This is a genomic window from Burkholderia sp. AU19243 (genome assembly GCF_018148075.1).
GTDB lineage: Bacteria > Pseudomonadota > Gammaproteobacteria > Burkholderiales > Burkholderiaceae > Burkholderia > Burkholderia latens_A.
Genome location: NZ_JAGSTV010000020.1, coordinates 50,108 through 66,176, shown reverse-complemented (window position 1 = coordinate 66,176; position 16,069 = coordinate 50,108). Strand labels below are relative to the sequence as shown.

At 66.7% G+C, this 16,069-nt stretch carries 16 protein-coding genes; 8 read left to right on the top strand and 8 right to left on the bottom strand.

Annotated elements, in window-relative coordinates; all coding sequences use genetic code 11:
- Positions 1-11 precede the first annotated feature (11 nt).
- Positions 12-371 carry a cytochrome c gene (locus tag KDW55_RS26895; protein WP_006478192.1) on the bottom strand — a complete coding sequence of 120 codons (360 nt, stop codon included), beginning with the start codon at positions 369-371 and terminating at the stop codon, positions 12-14.
- 245 nt (positions 372-616) lie between these two features.
- Between KDW55_RS26895 and KDW55_RS26890 the strand changes: the two genes are divergently transcribed.
- From KDW55_RS26890 to KDW55_RS26870, 5 genes are all read left to right on the top strand, one after another.
- The gene (locus KDW55_RS26890; protein ID WP_040144750.1) at positions 617-1,459 is read left to right on the top strand and encodes a MoxR family ATPase; all 843 of its coding nucleotides are present in this window, start codon (positions 617-619) and stop codon (positions 1,457-1,459) included.
- 21 nt (positions 1,460-1,480) lie between these two features.
- Positions 1,481-2,656 carry a VWA domain-containing protein gene (locus KDW55_RS26885; protein WP_040144751.1) on the top strand — a complete coding sequence of 392 codons (1,176 nt, stop codon included), beginning with the start codon at positions 1,481-1,483 and terminating at the stop codon, positions 2,654-2,656.
- 57 nt (positions 2,657-2,713) lie between these two features.
- Positions 2,714-3,925, top strand: coding sequence for a benzoate/H(+) symporter BenE family transporter (locus KDW55_RS26880; protein ID WP_212161764.1), 1,212 nt, complete (start codon positions 2,714-2,716; stop codon positions 3,923-3,925).
- Positions 3,926-4,082: 157 nt separating this feature from the next.
- Positions 4,083-5,036: a transaldolase gene (tal, locus tag KDW55_RS26875; RefSeq protein WP_040144753.1), complete on the top strand. Its 954-nt coding sequence runs from the start codon at positions 4,083-4,085 to the stop codon at positions 5,034-5,036.
- 244 nt (positions 5,037-5,280) lie between these two features.
- A complete protein-coding gene (locus KDW55_RS26870) occupies positions 5,281-5,736 on the top strand; it encodes a VOC family protein (protein ID WP_040144754.1) in 456 nt (151 codons plus the stop codon).
- A 94-nt stretch (positions 5,737-5,830) separates the two neighbouring features.
- Here the strand turns inward: KDW55_RS26870 and KDW55_RS26865 are convergent, their stop codons facing one another.
- From KDW55_RS26865 to KDW55_RS26855, 3 genes are all read right to left on the bottom strand, one after another.
- Entirely contained in the window at positions 5,831-7,381 is a 1,551-nt protein-coding gene (locus KDW55_RS26865) for a sodium:solute symporter family protein (protein WP_040144755.1), read from the bottom strand.
- A complete protein-coding gene (locus KDW55_RS26860; protein WP_059546352.1) occupies positions 7,378-7,620 on the bottom strand; it encodes a DUF3311 domain-containing protein in 243 nt (80 codons plus the stop codon). Before KDW55_RS26860 ends, KDW55_RS26865 begins: the two co-directional genes overlap by 4 nt.
- 198 nt (positions 7,621-7,818) lie before the next feature.
- Entirely contained in the window at positions 7,819-8,736 is a 918-nt protein-coding gene (locus KDW55_RS26855) for a spermidine synthase (RefSeq protein WP_212198108.1), read from the bottom strand.
- Between the two features lie 197 nt (positions 8,737-8,933).
- Between KDW55_RS26855 and KDW55_RS26850 the strand changes: the two genes are divergently transcribed.
- On the top strand, positions 8,934-9,188 hold the full coding sequence (locus KDW55_RS26850) for a hypothetical protein (RefSeq protein ID WP_040144758.1): 255 nt from the start codon (positions 8,934-8,936) through the stop codon (positions 9,186-9,188).
- Positions 9,189-9,465: 277 nt separating this feature from the next.
- Here the strand turns inward: KDW55_RS26850 and KDW55_RS26845 are convergent, their stop codons facing one another.
- From KDW55_RS26845 to KDW55_RS26830, 4 genes are all read right to left on the bottom strand, one after another.
- The gene (locus KDW55_RS26845) at positions 9,466-9,942 is read right to left on the bottom strand and encodes a DNA-deoxyinosine glycosylase (protein WP_059546349.1); all 477 of its coding nucleotides are present in this window, start codon (positions 9,940-9,942) and stop codon (positions 9,466-9,468) included.
- Entirely contained in the window at positions 9,942-10,538 is a 597-nt protein-coding gene (locus KDW55_RS26840) for a chorismate lyase (RefSeq protein WP_069241986.1), read from the bottom strand. The genes KDW55_RS26845 and KDW55_RS26840 overlap by 1 nt, the downstream gene beginning before the upstream one ends.
- 8 nt (positions 10,539-10,546) lie before the next feature.
- A complete protein-coding gene (gene htpG / locus KDW55_RS26835) occupies positions 10,547-12,445 on the bottom strand; it encodes a molecular chaperone HtpG (RefSeq protein WP_040144761.1) in 1,899 nt (632 codons plus the stop codon).
- Positions 12,446-12,602: 157 nt separating this feature from the next.
- Positions 12,603-14,063, bottom strand: a complete 1,461-nt coding sequence (locus KDW55_RS26830; RefSeq protein ID WP_209821742.1) for a PLP-dependent aminotransferase family protein — start codon at positions 14,061-14,063, stop codon at positions 12,603-12,605.
- A gap of 239 nt (positions 14,064-14,302) precedes the next feature.
- Between KDW55_RS26830 and KDW55_RS26825 the strand changes: the two genes are divergently transcribed.
- Complete coding sequence (locus tag KDW55_RS26825; RefSeq protein ID WP_069241610.1) at positions 14,303-14,995, top strand: VOC family protein; 693 nt, start codon at positions 14,303-14,305, stop codon at positions 14,993-14,995.
- Between the two features lie 53 nt (positions 14,996-15,048).
- Positions 15,049-15,957 carry a DMT family transporter gene (locus KDW55_RS26820; RefSeq protein WP_059546344.1) on the top strand — a complete coding sequence of 303 codons (909 nt, stop codon included), beginning with the start codon at positions 15,049-15,051 and terminating at the stop codon, positions 15,955-15,957.
- The last annotated feature ends 112 nt before the right edge of the window (positions 15,958-16,069 follow it).

Below are 16,069 nucleotides of genomic sequence, written 5' to 3'. Positions count from 1 at the left end.
CGGCGCGCGCTTTACTTGTAGGGATTGTCCTTCGTGTCGGCCTTCTGTGCGGCGTAGTAGGCCGACAGATCCGCGATGTCCTGATCCGTCAGCGAACCGGCGATCGCGTTCATCGACGGGAAGTGACGATCCTTCTTGCGGTAGGCCTTCAGCGCGTTCTCGAGGTATTGCTGGTTCTGCCCGCCGAGGACGGGCACCCGGTAGACCTCCGGGTACGCCGCGCGGTAATCCTGGATGCCGTGGCAACCGATACACATGGCGGCCTTGCTCGCCCCGTCCTTCGGGTTGCCGACCACACCGGCCGCCTGCGCGCTGCCCGCGAGCGCCACGAGCGCTGCGACAACGACGTGTTTGCCGACGAATTTGTTCATAGCTCTTGTAACCTAGCTTGAGGGGAAACTGGCGCCGAAGCGGCAACGGCCCGCGCCGGTTTGCTTATCGGATCGCCACGCAGGCCAAAAAAAACGGCCAGATTGTACCGCGTCGGCGGGGAACGCGTCCATATTGGCGCCCCGGTCCGCCCCGCCGCAGCCCCGCAACGATACGCGGGCGCCGCCTGCCCGGACAGCCCTTCTGACTTATACTGGGTTTTTTTGCGATTAAGAAGAGCGCCGCCATGCGTTTCGAAGGATCCTCGCACTACGTCGCCACCGACGACCTGAAGCTCGCGGTCAACGCCGCGCTGACGCTGCAACGCCCGCTGCTGATCAAGGGCGAGCCCGGCACCGGCAAGACCATGCTCGCCGAGGAAGTGGCCGCCGCGCTCGACATGCCGCTGCTGCAATGGCACATCAAGTCGACGACGAAGGCGCAGCAGGGCCTGTACGAATACGACGCGGTGTCGCGGCTGCGCGACTCCCAGCTCGGCGACGAGCGCGTGAAGGACATCGCGAACTACATCGTGAAAGGCGTGCTGTGGCAGGCCTTCGACGCCGAACGCCCGAGCGTGCTGCTGATCGACGAGATCGACAAGGCCGACATCGAATTCCCGAACGATCTGCTGCGCGAGCTCGACCGGATGGAGTTCCACGTGTACGAGACGCGCGAGACCATTCGCGCGAAGCACCGCCCGCTCGTGATCATCACGTCGAACAACGAGAAGGAGCTGCCGGACGCGTTCCTGCGCCGCTGCTTCTTCCACTACATCCAGTTTCCGGACGCGGCGACGATGCAGAAGATCGTCGCCGTCCACTTCCCGAACATCCGCGAAGAGCTGCTGCACGCGGCACTGCAGAGCTTCTTCGAGTTGCGTGGCGTGTCGGGGTTGAAGAAGAAGCCGTCGACGTCCGAGCTGCTCGACTGGCTGAAGCTGCTGCTCGCCGAGAACATCCCGGCCGACGCGCTGCGCGGCGCCGATGCGAAGCAGATCGTGCCGCCGCTCGCAGGCGCGCTGCTGAAGAACGAGCAGGATCTGAGCCTGCTCGAGCGGCTCGTCTACATGAACCGGCACAACCGGTAATCGACCCGCGAAGGCCCGGCCATGCTGCTCAATTTCTTCTACGCGCTGCGCGCAGCCAAGCTGCCCGTCTCGGTGAAGGAATACCTGACGCTGCTCGAATCGCTGAAGGCCGGGCTGATCTCGCCGTCGATCGACGCGTTCTACTTCCTCGCGCGGATGACGCTCGTCAAGGACGAGCAGTACTTCGACAAGTTCGACCAGGCGTTCGGTGCGTATTTCCACGGCGTGTCCACGCTGCCGTCCGAAGCGTTCGACATTCCGCTCGACTGGCTCGAGAAGCGGCTCGAACGGGAGCTGTCGCCGGAAGAAAAGGCGCAGATCGACGCGCTGGGCGGCCTCGACAAGCTGATGGAGCGCCTGAAGGAATTGCTCGACGAGCAGAAGGCGCGCCACGAAGGCGGCAACAAGTGGATCGGCACCGGCGGCACGTCGCCGTTCGGGCACGGCGGCTACAACCCCGAAGGGATGCGCATCGGCGGCCCGTCGAACGGCAACCGCACCGCGGTCAAGGTGTGGGAGGCGCGCGCGTATCGCGACTACGACGACTCCGTCGAGATCGGCACGCGCAACATCAAGGTCGCACTGCGGCGCCTGCGCCGCTTCGCGCGCGAAGGCGCGGCCGAGGAGCTCGACCTGCCCGGCACGATCCGCAGCACCGCCGCGAACGCCGGCTGGCTGGATCTGCGGATGGTGCCCGAGCGCCACAACAACGTGAAGGTGCTGATGCTGCTCGACGTCGGCGGCTCGATGGACGACCACATCAAGCGCACCGAGGAGCTGTTCTCGGCCGCGAAGGCCGAGTTCAAGCATCTGGAGTTCTACTACTTCCACAACTGCGTGTACGACCACCTGTGGAAGAACAACCGCCGCCGGCACTCGGAGCGCACCGCGACGTGGGACGTGCTGCACAAGTTCACGCCCGACTACAAGCTGATCTTCGTCGGCGATGCGACGATGAGCCCGTACGAAGTGCTGCAGCCGGGCGGCTCGGTCGAATACAACAACCCGGAAGCCGGCGCCGTATGGCTGCGCCGCCTCGCCGATCAGTTCCCCCACCATGCATGGCTGAATCCCGAGCCCGAGCGGCTATGGGAATACCGGCAATCGGTCTCGATCATTCGCGACGTGCTGGGTCAGCGCATGTATCCGCTCACGCTCGCCGGCCTAGAAACCGCGATGCGCGCACTCAGCAAGTAACGCACCCACCCAGCAGACACGAAGGCCGCGCCCCGGCGGCCTTGCCCCGGAGACAGCATGAACCCTTCGCCCACCGTGAGCGCCGGCCGCGCCGGCGGCCGCCGCTTTTTCGCCGACACGTCGGTGTCCACGCTCGTCGCCGGCTTCGTCGCGATGATGACCGGTTATACGAGCTCGCTCGTGCTGATGTTCCAGGCCGGACGGGCCGCGCACCTGACCGACGCGCAGATCTCGTCTTGGATCTGGGCGCTGTCGATCGGGATGGCGCTGACGACGATCGGCCTGTCGCTGCGCTTTCGCGCGCCCGTCGTCGTCGCATGGTCGACGCCCGGCGCCGCACTGCTGATCGCATCGCTGCCCGGCGTGTCGTATCCCGAAGCGATCGGCGCGTTCGTCGTGTGCGCGGTGCTGTTGACGGCCGTCGGCGTAAGCGGGCTGTTCGACACGCTGATGAAGCGCATTCCGGCCGGCATCGCGGCCGCGCTGCTCGCGGGCATCCTGTTCGAGATCGGCATCGAGATCTTCCGCGCCGCGCAATTCCAGACGGCGCTCGTGCTCGCGATGTTCTTCACGTACCTGATCGTCAAGCGGCTCGCGCCGCGCTATGCAATCGTCACGACGCTGATCGTCGGCACCGCCGTCGCAGGCGGGCTCGGTCTGCTCGACTTCAGCCATTTCCACATCGCGCTCGCGCAACCCGTGTTCACGATGCCCGCGTTCTCGATCGCATCGATCGTCAGCATCGGCATTCCGCTGTTCGTCGTCGCGATGGCGTCGCAAAACGTGCCGGGCATCGCGGTGCTGCGCGCGGACGGCTATCGGACACCGTCGTCGCCGCTGATCGCGACGACCGGCCTCGCGTCGCTGCTGCTCGCGCCGTTCGGCTCGCACGGCGTGAACCTCGCGGCGATCACGGCCGCGATCTGCACGGGCCCCGAAGCGCACGACGATCACGCGAGGCGCTACACGGCCGCCGTGTGGTGCGGCACGTTCTACCTGATCGCCGGCGTGTTCGGCGCGACGATCGCCGCGCTGTTCGCCGCGCTGCCGAAAGCGCTCGTCGTGTCGGTGGCCGCGCTCGCGCTGTTCGGCTCGATCATGAGCGGGCTCGCGAATGCGATGCAGGATGTGAAGCAGCGCGAAGCCGCGCTCGTCACGTTCATGGTCACCGCGTCGGGCCTTACGCTGCTGTCGATCGGCCCGGCGTTCTGGGGGCTTGTCGCGGGCGTCGTCACGCAGGTGATCCTGAATGCGCGGCGCGCCGCGTAGCGCGCGTGCGCGACGCAAAAGGCACGCCACAACGTGCGCGACGCGAATCGGGCCTAGAATAGTGGATCGGAGGCGGCGCCTGCGCCGCCTCGCTTCGCTGCCGCGCTCGCGCGGCCCGTGAGAACCCCGGCGCCCCGCGCCCTCCTCCCGAATCGCCATGACCAACGCACTCGACCAGCTGAAGCAGTACACGACCGTCGTCGCCGACACGGGCGATTTCCAGCAGCTTGCGCAATACAAGCCGCAGGATGCGACCACGAACCCGTCGCTGATCCTGAAGGCGGTCCAGAAGGACGCATACAAGCCGATCCTCGAGAAAACCGTCCGCGATCATCGCAACGAAAGCACCGATTTCATCATCGACCGCCTGCTGATCGCGTTCGGCACCGAGATCCTGAAGCTGATCCCGGGCCGCGTGTCGACCGAAGTCGACGCGCGCCTGTCGTTCGACACGCAGCGCTCGATCGACAAGGGCCGCGAACTCATCAAGCTGTACGAAGCGGCCGGCGTCGGCCGCGAACGCATCCTGATCAAGCTCGCATCGACGTGGGAAGGCATCCGCGCGGCCGAGGTGCTGCAAAAGGAAGGGATCAAGTGCAACATGACCCTGCTTTTCTCGCTCGTGCAGGCTGCCGCATGCGCGGAAGCCGGCGCGCAGCTGATCTCGCCGTTCGTCGGCCGCATCTACGACTGGTACAAGAAGCAGGCCGGCGCCGACTGGGACGAAGCGAAGAACGGCGGCGCGAACGATCCGGGCGTGCAGTCGGTGCGCCGCATCTACACGTACTACAAGACATTCGGCTACAAGACCGAAGTGATGGGCGCGAGCTTCCGCACGACCAGCCAGATTACCGAGCTCGCCGGCTGCGACCTGCTGACGATCAGCCCGGACCTGCTGCAGAAGCTGCACGACAGCAACGAAACGGTCGCGCGCAAGCTGTCCCCGGACGCGCTGCACGACACGCCGACCGAGCGCGTCGCGATCGACGAGGCGTCGTTCCGCTTCCAGCTGAACGACGAAGCGATGGCGACGGAAAAACTTGCCGAAGGCATTCGCGTGTTCGCCGCCGACGCGGTAAAGCTCGAGAAGCTCATCGACGCGCTGCGCTGAACCGCGCTCATGTGACGGCCGTCGGCCGATCTGTCAGCAAGCCTGACAACAGCCGTCAGTTGCACGACGAAACGGCCGCGAACGACGTGTTCGCGGCCGTTTTATTTTTCATTCCCTCGTCAAGCGCGCGCACTACAATCCACGTCACGAGTGCGGCGGCCGCATCCCGTCGCGCTCTTTCCGGTCAATCCCCGCAGTACCCGAGCCGGCGCAGCCCCGCCGGCCCGGTCCACAGGAGACAACGATGCAAGTCGAACCGTATCTGACGTTCTACGGCCGCGCGGAAGAAGCCCTTCAGTTCTACGAAAAGGCGCTCGGTGCGAAGACGATGTTCAAGATGCACTTCAAGGATGCGCCGCCGAACCCGGACTACCCGATCGCGCCGGAAATGGCCGACAAGGTGATGCACGCAAGCTTCAAGATCGGCGAGTCGATGATCATGTGCTCCGACGGCGACTGCAGCCAGCCGGCCGGCGCCGCGCACGCCGGCTATTCGCTGTCGCTGAATCCGGCAACCGTCGACGAAGGACAGAGGCTGTTCAATGCGCTCGCCGACGGCGGCGAAGTGACGATGCCGTTCGGCAAGACGTTCTGGGCGCTCGGCTTCGGGATGGCAAAGGATCGCTTCGGCGTGCACTGGATGGTCAACGTCGAGGACCTGTCGCAACGCGAGGAACTCGCGAAACGCGCGCAAGGCTGACGCAAACGAAAACGCCCGCCACTTCGCAGTGACGGGCGTTTTCTTTGCCGCACGGCGTTCGCCACGCGGCTGGCGACCGCGCCGCGCGCGCCGGTCAGCTCTCGACGACGTCGAGATAGTCCTCCGGACGCGTGCGATCCTCCGCATGCGCCATGCCGATCACGCGCACCAGCACGCTCACCACGATCGACACCACCAGGTTCACGATCAGCGACCACACGGCCGCGTAGCCGGGAATCGCGAGACCGAACAGGTGGATCGTGAAGATCGAGCCGGCCAGCTTCAGCGAGATCGCCATCCACGTGCCGCACACGATGCCGGCCGCCCAGCCTGCGAGCAGGCCGCGGTGGTCGAGCACGCGCGTGTACAGGCCGAGCACGATCGCCGGCAATGTCTGGATGATCCAGATCCCGCCGAGCAGTTGCAGCTGGATCGCGTACGTGAGCGGCAAGCCGAGAATGAACGCGACTGCACCGACCTTCACGATCAGCGACACGAGCTTCGCGACGTGCGTCTCCTGGTCGTGCGTCATGTTGCGGTTCACGAACTCGCGATGAATGTTGCGCGTGTACAGGTTCGCCGCCGCGATCGACATGATCGCCGCGGGCACCAGCGCGCCGATGCCGATCGCCGCGAACGCGACGCCGACGAACCACGACGGGAAGTAGTTGAGGAACAGCGCGGGCACCGCGAAGTTCGGGCCGAACGCCTTGAAGTACGGCGCGTACTGCGGCATGTCCTTCACGCCGGACGCGAGCGCCATGTAGCCGAGCAGCGCAAGCAGGCCGAGCACGAACGAGTACGCGGGCAGCATCGCCATGTTGCGGCGGATCGTGTTGCCCGACGACGACGACAGGATCGCCGTGACCGAGTGCGGATACAGGAACAGCGCGAGCGCGGAGCCGATCGCGAGCGTCGCGTACGCGCTGTAGCCGTTCAGGCTCATCGCATCGGGCGCCTTCAGCAGCAGCTTCGCGGGCGGCACGGTCGAGAAGATGTGCCCGAACCCGCCGAGCTTCGCGGGGATCACGATGACCGCGGCGGCGATCGTGATGTAGATCAGGATGTCCTTCACGATCGCGATCATCGCGGGCGCGCGCAGCCCCGACGTGTACGTATACGCGGCGAGGATCGCGAACGCGATGATCAGCGGCAGGTCGCCGACAAAGCCGGTCGTGTCGAATCCGAGCGCACCGATCACGACCTCGATACCGACGAGCTGCAACGCGATGTACGGCATCGTCGCGAGGATGCCCGTCACAGCGATCGCGAGCGCGAGCATCCGGCTGCCATACCGTGCGTTGACGAAGTCGGCGGCCGTCACGTAACCGTGCCGTTTTGCGATGCTCCACAGCTTCGGGAACACGACGAACGCGAACGGGTAGATCAGGATCGTGTACGGCAGTGCGAAGAAGCCCATCGCGCCGGCGCCGAACACGAGCGCGGGCACTGCGACGAACGTGTACGCCGTGTAGAGGTCGCCGCCGAGCAGGAACCACGTGACGATCGTGCCGAAGCGGCGGCCGCCGAGGCCCCATTCGTCGAGGTGGGCGAGGTCGCCGCGCCGCCAGTTCGCGGCGAGAAAGCCGAGGATGGTGACGCCGATGAACAGCAGGACGAAGACGAAGGTGGCGCCGAGATTCATTGAGCACCTCCGCGCGTGCCGCCCGACTTCCACGCGTTCTTGGTCTTGTAGTACACGAACGCGGTGATCACCGCGCTAATGAACACCCACAGCAGCTGATACCAATAGAAGAACGGAAATCCCAGCCATTGCGGTTCGATCTTGCTGTACGACGGCACCCAGACCATCGCAATCAGCGGCAGCACCAGCAGCCAGAGCCAGCGCTTGGCGGCCCGATTGGCGTCGGCATCGTGAGCCATGACGTCTCCTCATCTTTCCCGGTTATCGATCTTGTTGAGCGGGTACGGCGGCGAGAGGAGCGGCAAAACGGGTAAGCTGCGGCTCCCCTGGCTTCGCGCCAGTATAGGAGCCGCGCGCGCACGGTCAAGCGGGGGCGAACCCGAGGTGATCCGCCCCTGATCGCGCGGTTGCACCGGCATGCGGCCGGCGCATGAGCGTCAGATCGCGAACGATGCGTCGCGCGCACCCGTCGTTTCTTTCAAAGCTTTCACCCACTTGCGAGCGGGTAGCTTCAGCGTGTCCTCGATCAGCTTCGCGCGAGCGTCAAGCTGTGCGAACGACACGTCGAGCGACGGGCCGGAGAACGCGATCGCGATCCGGTTGCCGTCGTGCACTTCCGGCAGCGCGATCACGCGATGATCGAACGCCGCGTTCAGATGTTTCATGTTGCGCACGAAGCTCGGATGGTCGCCGAACAGGTTGATCGTCGCGATGCCGGCATCCGCGAGGCAGCCGCGCACCGCGCGGTAGAACGCGACGCTGTCGAGCACGGGGCCGCGCGCGGTCGCATCGTACAGGTCGATCTGCAGCACGCCCGTCGTGCCGCGGTTGGCCGGGTCGTTGACGAAGTCCCATGCGTCGGCTTCGTGCACGACGAGGCGGTCGTCGTCGGGCGGCAGCGCGAACATCGTGCGCGCGGCGACGATCACGGCCGGATTCAGCTCGACTGCCTCGACCTTCGCATGCGGCAGGAAGCGGTGCGAAAACTTCGTCAGCGCGCCGGTGCCGAGCCCGAGCTGCACGATTCGCGCGGGCGTTTCGAGAAACAGCAGCCACGCCATCATCTGCTGCGCGTATTCGAGCTCGATGTGCAACGGCTTCGAGATGCGCATCGCGCCCTGCACCCACTCGGTGCCGAAGTGCAGGAAGCGCACGCCGCGTTCTTCCGAGAACGTGACCGGCGCGAAGCGCGGCTTGCGCGGCGCGTCGAGGACGGGCATGTCGTCGTGCTCTCCGATCTCCGGGCGGCGCTTCACGCGCGGCGGCTGCAGTTTGTCGGAACCGTTGTACGCGGACGGCTGGCGTTGCTTGAACGCGCGCGCCTCGGCGGACGCGCGCTTGATCAGTCGGGTCATGATGAATCTCGCTGGGTGACACTGGAGCAGGCTGAATCGGCCTGGATGAGCGGACGAGAGGATAGCATTGGTGACGCTCCGGGCCACGGTACGCGCACCCGCTCTCCGCCGGCTGGCCATGTGCGCGACTTGCACCTGATATCCTCGCAGTGCGTGCGCGACGAGAAAGCGACTTCCCCTGACCGCGAGAAAATCACATGACGTCGAACGACAAGAAGATCTGGTTCCCGGCGAAACGCTACGGGTGGGGATGGGGGTTGCCGGTCGCGTGGCAAGGCTGGGTCGTGCTGTTGCTGTTCGCGATCGGCGTCATCGCGTGCGCGTGGCTCGCGCCGCCGCAACGCTCGCCGCTTGCCTACGCCGCGTGCATCGCGGTGCTGGTCGCGCTGCTGACTGCGGTGTGCTGGCTCAAGGGCGAGAAACCTCGCTGGCGATGGGGCAACGACGATTGAGCTTCAACGCGGCACGCAAGCCCATGCCGTTGCGATTCGTCGGCACTGCCCTCAGTCGAAGCGGTCGAACATGCCGCGCGGGAGTTCGCGGGGCGAGCAAGACGAAAATGCTCGAATCTGTGGCGAAGCTTGGACGCGACCGGGCCAATTGTCGTCGGGCGCGATCGCCGGTCGCAAGCAGAGGGGCACGTCGAAATCGTGTTCGCAGCCGGACGACAGCCGTGGTTCCAGTCTTTCCGACGCGCTGGCCGCCGCTGCTGCCCTGAGCGCCGGACGATCAAAGCACGATTCGGCGCCAATGCTCGAGCTTTTGCTCGAACGACAGCATTGCGTTCGCCGGACTCGACGACGGCAGCACGAGGGTCTCGTACCCTGCCTCGCCGATCACACTGGCAAAGCGCCCCGCCGTCTTCCCGTTGAAACACACTTTCTTCAGCAACGGCGCATGTTCGCGCAACGACGCGAAGTCATTCGGCTTCGCGTTGCGGATCGCGGAATCGAGACTGCCTTCGCGATGGCATGCATCGAGCACGTCCCAGATGCCGATGCCGCGCGCGAGCACGCGTTCGAGCCGCGCATCGTACGCAAGCTCGTGCAACCCGGGTTCGCCGAGCACCGCGCCCAACAACCGCCAGAACTGATTGCGCGGATGCGCGTAGTACTGCGCGGCATCGAGCGACGCCTCGCCGGGAAAGCTGCCGAGGATCATCGTATGCGTATGCGCGGCGACGACTGGCGGAAAGCCTTGCAGCATCACCGTTCTCCGCGTGGCCCGCACGAGCGCGGCCCGTCACCGTGCGCGTCGAGATGACGCCACAGTGCGGGCAGCATGCATTCGGTGACCATCAGCGGCTCGCCGTGCCGCTGAAACACCGAGCGCCGCGCGGCGAATGCGTGCGGCGCCCGCTCGCCCCGCAACGCATGGCACGCGAGCGCATACAGCGGATGGCCGGCGATCACGCGCCGGCTGACGAGCGCCGAGCGCTCGACCTGCGGATCGCTGTACAGCAGCTCGGCGAGCGGTCGCGTGCGCAGCCGGCGCATCGCCTGCCACACGCCCTTGCTGGCCGCGAGCGGTGCGATGCTGTGCGCGGCGACGTACGGCGTGCCGTCGACCGACAGAATCACCTCGCGCACCCACATCGGCGCGCGCGGCGCGCTGCCGAGCGCGTCGGGTTCGTCGAACCACGGACCGTCGACGGCCTCGCGCGTCACACGCACGCTCACGCTGCCGAGCCGCGCGAGATGCGCGGTCAGCGATCCGCCGCGCGTGAGCCAGTCGCGCTGGTCGAGCGTGCAGCCGGGCCGCGGCGTGTCGCGCCAGCCGGCCCGTGCTCCGTCGAATCGCATCCGCGCGTTCACGCCGTGCGCGACAGCAGCAGCGCGTTGGTCCGCTTCACGAAGCTGGCCGGATCGTCGAGCATCCCGCCTTCGGCGAGCAGCGCCTGGTCGAACAGCAGATGGCACCAGTCGCCGAAATCGGCGCTGTCGGCGTTCAGCTGCTTCACGAGCGCGTGCTCGGGATTGATCTCGAGGATCGGCTGCATCGCCGGCGCGTTCTGGCCGGCCGCCTTCAGCATCCGCTGCAGGTAACCGCTCATGTCGTTGTCGTCCGCGACGAGGCACGACGGCGAATCGGTCAGGCGGAACGTGACGCGCACCTCCTTCACCTTGTCGCCGAGCGCTTCCTTCATCTTGTCGACGACCGGCTTGATCGCCTCGCCCGCCTGCTGCTGCGCCTTCTTTTCCTCGTCGTTCAGCTCGCCGAGGTCGAGGTCGCCGCGGGCCACGCTCGCGAGCGGCTTGCCGTCGAATTCGTGCAGGAACGACAGCATCCATTCGTCGACGCGATCGGTCAGCAGCAGCACCTCGACGCCCTTCTTGCGGAACACTTCCAGATGCGGGCTGTTCTTCGCGGCCTGCCACGTATCGGCGGTCACGTAGTAGATCTTGCTTTGCTCCGGCTTCATCCGCGACACGTAGTCGGCGAGCGACACGTCCTGCGCGTCGGTGTCGCCGTGCGTCGACGCGAAGCGCAGCAGCTTCGCGATGCGCTCGCGGTTCGCGTGATCCTCGCCGACGCCTTCCTTCAGCACCTGGCCGAACGCGCTCCAGAACGTCTTGTACTTCTCCTTGCCGGCATCGTCTTCCGCGTTCGCCAGCTCCTCGAGCATCGACAGCGCGCGCTTGGTCACGCCTTCGCGGATCGCCTTCACGTCGCGGCTTTCCTGCAGGATTTCACGCGACACGTTCAGCGGCAGGTCGGCCGAATCGACGACGCCCTTCACGAAGCGCAGATATTGCGGCAGCAGCTGCTCGGCATCGTCCATGATGAACACGCGCTTCACGTACAGCTTCAGGCCGCCGCGGTAGTCGCGGTTCCACAGGTCGAACGGCGCGCGCGCCGGCACGAACAGCAGCTGCGTATATTCGCTGCGGCCTTCGACGCGATTGTGGGTCCACGCGAGCGGATCCTGGTGGTCGTGCGCGATGTGCTGGTAGAACTGCGTGTACTGCTCGTCGGTGATGTCGCTCTTCGCACGCGTCCACAGCGCGCTCGCCTGGTTGACGGTCTCGTCCTCGTCCTTCAGGACCATCTCGCCCTTTTCCTGATCCCATTCTTCCTTGCGCATCAGGATCGGCAGAGCGATGTGATCGGAGTACTTCTGGATGATCGACTTCAGGCGATGCGACGACAGCAGTTCATCCTCGCCGTCGCGCAGGTGCAGCGTGATCGTCGTGCCGCGCTGCGCGCGCTCGATCGCATCGATCGTGAAGTCGCCCTCGCCCGCGCTTTCCCAGCGCACGGCCTCGTTCGCCGGCAGGCCGGCGCGGCGCGTCTCGACGGTGATCTTGTCGGCGACGATGAAGCCCGAGTAGAAGCCGACGCCGAACTGGCCGATCAGCGCCGCGTCCTTCTGCTGGTCGCCGGACAGCTTCGTGAAGAATTCCTTGGTACCCGAACGCGCAATCGTGCCGAGGTTCGCGATCGCTTCGTCGCGGCTCATGCCGATGCCGTTGTCCTCGATCGTGATCGTGCGCGCGGCCTTGTCGAAGCCGATGCGGATGCGCAGGTTCGGATCGTTCTCGTACAGCGCGTTGTCCGCGAGCGCTTCGAAACGCAGCTTGTCGGCCGCGTCGGACGCGTTCGACACCAGTTCGCGCAGGAAGATTTCCTTGTTGCTGTAGAGCGAATGAATCATCAGGTGGAGGAGCTGCTTGACCTCTGCCTGAAAGCTCATCGTTTCGTGTGCCATGGATGCTGTTTCCTCTTACTTGAACTTGAATGGTGTGGCGCAGGCGGCCGGCGCGCGATGCCGGCGCCCGTCAAGGACAACCGCCTGGCGCAAGCGGTTTGCGCCGGCATATGGGGACGGGCGACGCGATTTCAAGTGGCGGCCGTGCCGCCCGCCGTCACGACGCGCGCCGCGCCGCCGACTCGATATAGCGCGCGAGAAATGGCGCCAGCGCCGGATCGCCGCAGTTCGCGACGTTGAAGCGCGTCCACGTCGACGGCGACTGCTGCGGCGAAAACAGGCTCCCCGGCGTGAGCAAGAATCCCTCCTCGTGCGCGGCGGCCGCGAGCGCGTCCGAATCGACGCCGGTGTCGGCCCACAGGAACATCCCGGCCGCCGGCATCGTGAAAAGCCGCAGCCCGGTGCGCTCGAGCATCCGCGCAGTCTTGTCGCGCACGCCGTCGAGCCGCGCACGCAGCCGCTCGACGTGGCGCCGGTAGTGCCCTTCGGTCAGGATCTTGTAAAGCACGCGCTCGTTGAGCTCCGGCGTGGTCATTCCGACCAGCATCTTCTGGTCGGTGATCGCCTTCGCGATCTCCGGCGCGCACGCGACATAGCCGACCCGCAGGTTCGCCGCGAGCGTCTTCGAATAGCTGCCGAGGTAGATCACGCGCTTCAACTGGTCGAGGCTTGCGAGGCGTGTGGCCGGATAGCTCGGCGGGCACAGGTCGCCGTACACGTCGTCCTCGACGACGAGGAAGTCGTACGCCTCCGCGAGCTTCAGGATCCGGAACGCCTGCGCGGCCGACAGCGACGTGCCGGTCGGGTTCTGCAGCACGGAATTGATCACCAGCATCTTCGGCCGCCACATCTGCACGAGTGTTTCCAGCGCGTCGAGATCGGGGCCGTCCGGCGTATAAGGCATGCCGACGAGCTGCGCGCCCTGCGCGGCGAAGCGGCCGAACATCTGGAACCACGCGGGATCGCCGACGATCACCGCGTCGCCCGGCCGCACGTAGATCCGCGAGATCAGGTCGATCGCCTGCGTGATCCCCGACACCAGCACGAGCTGCTCCGGCTTTGCGCCGATCTCGACTTCCGCGAGCCGCGTCTGCAGTTGCTGACGCAGCGGCAGGAAGCCCTGCGCGGTGCCGAAACCGAGCATCTGCGCGCCCGCCTGGCGCCCGAGCGCCCGCAGCGCGCCGGTGATCAGTTCGCCGTCGAGCCAGCGGCCCGGCAGGTAGCCGAGACCCGGCCCTTTTTCGGGGCTGACGGTGTGCAGCATGTTGCGCAGCAGCCACACGACGTCGATCGTGTTGTGTACCGGCGCAGCCTCGCCCACGCGCGCCACGCTGTCGGCCGGCTGCGGGCCCGCGGCCGTACGCTCGCGCACGTAGAAGCCCGAGCCGCGCCGCGAATCCAGATACCCCAGCGCGACGAGCCGCTCGTACGCCTCGACGACGGTGAAGCGCGATACGCTCTTGTCGAGCGCGAGCTTGCGGATCGACGGCATCCGCATGCCGGGGCGGAACACGCGTTCGTCGATCCGGCGCCGCGCCCACTGAACGAGCTGGTCGACGAGCGTGAGCGTGGCCGTATCGTGCGGCACGGGGATCTGCGCGAGAGGAACGGTGGACATGGTCGACATGGGCGGCGGCTCCAACTGTACCGAAGGCTATCGCGGCGATTGTACCGTTACTGTGCCGGTAACGACGATTACAGTTGACCGCAATGGCGATCGTGCGGCCGCCGGTCCGGCCTTGCCGCATGAGGCGCGGGCCCTTTCGGCACAGGTCCGCGGCCGAGGTCCCGGCCGGCCGGGCAGCCGCCGCGCGTATCGCACGCCACCATGACACTTTCGCTTCCCGACCGACGTTCATGCCATCCCGCTTCCTGACCCTCGACCATCTCGTGATCGCAGCCCGCACGCTCGACGAAGGCGTGCGCCATGTCGCCGACGCGCTCGGCATCGAACCGGCCGGCGGCGGCAGTCATCCGTTGATGCGCACGCACAACGCGCTGTTCGGCGCGTGGGGCGGGCTATACCTCGAAGTGATTGCGGTCGATCCCGACGCACCGGCCGCGAACGATGACGCGCCCGCGCCCCGCGCGCGGCTGTTCGGCCTCGACGACCCGGCAATTCACGCGCGGCTCGCCGACGGGCCGTTCCTCGCGCACTGGGTCGCCCGCGTCGACCGCCCGCGCCAGCTCGCGCGGTGGCAGCGCCAGTACCCGGCCCGCATCGCGCCGGTCGTCGCGATGCGGCGCGGCGATCTGAGCTGGGGGCTGACCGTGCCCGACGACGGCGCGTTTCCCGCGTGGCAAGGCGCCGGCGACGGCCTCTTGCCGTCGCTGATCCAGTGGGACAGCGCACGCCATCCGGCCGATTCGCTGCCGGACAACGGCGTCGCGCTAAAGTCGTTCAAGGGCAGCCATCCGCGCGCAGACGTGATCCGCGAGCAGCTCGACTGGCTCGGCGCCGGCCATCTGCTCGACGTCGAGACCGGCGACGCCGCACCGGCGCTCGTCGCCGAATTCGACACGCCGCAAGGCGCGCGTACGCTGCGCTGAACGCGCGGCCGCCTCTCGATTACCCGAACCCGGCAACACGGAGACACCCATACATGAACTCGCGCGAAACCCGGGGCATGCTGCTCGGCCTCATCGGCGTGATGATTTTCAGCCTGACGCTGCCGATGACGCGCATCGTCGTCTCCGAACTCAATCCGCTGCTCAACGGCCTCGGCCGTGCGCTCGCCGCGGCCGTGCCGGCCGGCCTGCTGCTGTGGTGGCGCCGTGAACGCCTGCCCACCCGCGCGCAGCTGAAAAGTCTCGCCGTCGTGTCGGCGGGCGTGATCGTCGCGTACCCGGTGTTTTCGGCGTGGGCGATGAAGACGGTGCCGGCGTCGCACGGTGCGGTCGTCAACGGGCTGCAGCCGCTGTTCGTCGCGCTGTACGCGGCGTGGCTGTCGCACGAGCGGCCGTCGAGAGCATTCTGGGCGAGCGCGCTCGCTGGCAGCGCGCTCGTGATCGCGTTCGCGCTGCGCGACGGCGGCGGCACCGTGCAGGCCGGCGACGCGCTGATGCTCATCGCGGTCGGCATCGGCGCACTCGGCTATGCGGAAGGTGCGCGCCTCGCACGCCAGATCGGGGGCTGGCAGGTGATCTGCTGGGCGCTCGTCGTGTCCGCGCCGTTTCTCGTGCTGCCGGTCGGCTGGCTCGCATGGATGCAGCACGCCGCGCATCCTGCGCCGCTCGCGCTGCGCACGTGGCTCGCGTTCGGCTACGTGACCCTTTTTTCGCAATTCATCGGCTTTTTCGCGTGGTATGCGGGGCTCGCGATGGGCGGCACAGCACGCGTCGGCCAGGTGCAATTGCTGCAGATCTTCTTCACGATCGCGTTTTCGGCGCTGCTGTTCGGCGAGACGGTCACGCCGTCCACATGGCTGTTCGCGGCTGCCGTGATCGCGACCGTGATGCTGGGCCGACGCTCGGCGGTGGCCGCCGGCCCGCATCCCGCTCGCGCCGGCTGATGAGGTGCGCCATAATGTCCGTTTTGCCTGAACGGTTTTGCCCACCCGGCCGCGATGGCCCGATCGCACTCCCGTACGCCCACCCGGCCGCGGCGACGCAATCGGCCTGATC

Bases quoted from the DNA above. Each gene is read 5' to 3' on its own strand.
- KDW55_RS26895 (WP_006478192.1), bottom strand. From the start codon at position 371: ATGAACAAATTCGTCGGCAAACACGTCGTTGTCGCAGCGCTCGTGGCG.
- KDW55_RS26890 (WP_040144750.1), top strand. From the start codon at position 617: ATGCGTTTCGAAGGATCCTCGCACTACGTCGCCACCGACGACCTGAAG.
- KDW55_RS26885 (WP_040144751.1), top strand. From the start codon at position 1,481: ATGCTGCTCAATTTCTTCTACGCGCTGCGCGCAGCCAAGCTGCCCGTC.
- KDW55_RS26880 (WP_212161764.1), top strand. From the start codon at position 2,714: ATGAACCCTTCGCCCACCGTGAGCGCCGGCCGCGCCGGCGGCCGCCGC.
- tal (WP_040144753.1), top strand. From the start codon at position 4,083: ATGACCAACGCACTCGACCAGCTGAAGCAGTACACGACCGTCGTCGCC.
- KDW55_RS26870 (WP_040144754.1), top strand. From the start codon at position 5,281: ATGCAAGTCGAACCGTATCTGACGTTCTACGGCCGCGCGGAAGAAGCC.
- KDW55_RS26865 (WP_040144755.1), bottom strand. From the start codon at position 7,381: ATGAATCTCGGCGCCACCTTCGTCTTCGTCCTGCTGTTCATCGGCGTC.
- KDW55_RS26860 (WP_059546352.1), bottom strand. From the start codon at position 7,620: ATGGCTCACGATGCCGACGCCAATCGGGCCGCCAAGCGCTGGCTCTGG.
- KDW55_RS26855 (WP_212198108.1), bottom strand. From the start codon at position 8,736: ATGACCCGACTGATCAAGCGCGCGTCCGCCGAGGCGCGCGCGTTCAAG.
- KDW55_RS26850 (WP_040144758.1), top strand. From the start codon at position 8,934: ATGACGTCGAACGACAAGAAGATCTGGTTCCCGGCGAAACGCTACGGG.
- KDW55_RS26845 (WP_059546349.1), bottom strand. From the start codon at position 9,942: ATGCTGCAAGGCTTTCCGCCAGTCGTCGCCGCGCATACGCATACGATG.
- KDW55_RS26840 (WP_069241986.1), bottom strand. From the start codon at position 10,538: ATGCGATTCGACGGAGCACGGGCCGGCTGGCGCGACACGCCGCGGCCC.
- htpG (WP_040144761.1), bottom strand. From the start codon at position 12,445: ATGGCACACGAAACGATGAGCTTTCAGGCAGAGGTCAAGCAGCTCCTC.
- KDW55_RS26830 (WP_209821742.1), bottom strand. From the start codon at position 14,063: ATGTCCACCGTTCCTCTCGCGCAGATCCCCGTGCCGCACGATACGGCC.
- KDW55_RS26825 (WP_069241610.1), top strand. From the start codon at position 14,303: ATGCCATCCCGCTTCCTGACCCTCGACCATCTCGTGATCGCAGCCCGC.
- KDW55_RS26820 (WP_059546344.1), top strand. From the start codon at position 15,049: ATGAACTCGCGCGAAACCCGGGGCATGCTGCTCGGCCTCATCGGCGTG.